Annotated in this window: 1 protein-coding gene; it reads left to right on the top strand. The window is 65.9% G+C overall.

Going from position 1 to position 648, the window contains the following annotated elements; translation table 11 throughout:
- On the top strand, positions 1–648 hold a 648-nt coding region (locus AC1DZC_RS20050), incomplete at both ends, for an amidohydrolase family protein (protein WP_477044498.1).

Raw genomic sequence — 648 nt, forward strand, 5'->3', positions numbered from 1 at the left:
CAGCTGGGTCGGCCCGGCGGCGAAGCTCAGGGCGCCCAAGGGCGTCAAGGTCAGGGACCTGACCGGCAAGTTCGTCATGCCCGGCATCATCGACAGCCATGTCCATCTCGGGCTGGTCGACGGCATCACCCAGGACCTGAAATATTACACCCGCGAAAGCGTCGAGCGGCAGTTGAAGCTCTATGCGGCGTACGGCGTCACCTCGGTCCAGGTGCTCGGCACCGACAAAGACGAGATCCACGACATCGTCCGCGATATCCGCGCTGATCCGGCGGGCCGGGCGCGGGTATGGACTGCTGGGCGCGGCGTGGTGTTCAAGGGCAGCTATGGCGGCGTCGTCGGGCTTCCGGCACAGGTAGCGACGCCCGCCGAGGCGACCGCGATGGTCGACCGCGAGGCCGCCAAGGGCGCCGATTTCATCAAGCTGTGGGTCGATGACGAATTCGGCACAATCGCCGAGCGCATGCCGGCCGATATCAGCACGGCGGTGATCGCCGAGGCGCACAAGGACGGCAAGAAAGCCGTCGCCCATGTCTTCTATTACGACAATGCCAGGGAGCTGACTCGCGAGGGCGTCAACGGCTTTGCGCATTCGGTCCGCGACCGCGCGGTCGATGCGCCGTTGCTGTCGGCGATGAAGGCGAAGGG

Source organism: Cellulomonas sp. P2_B4 (assembly GCF_056404795.1).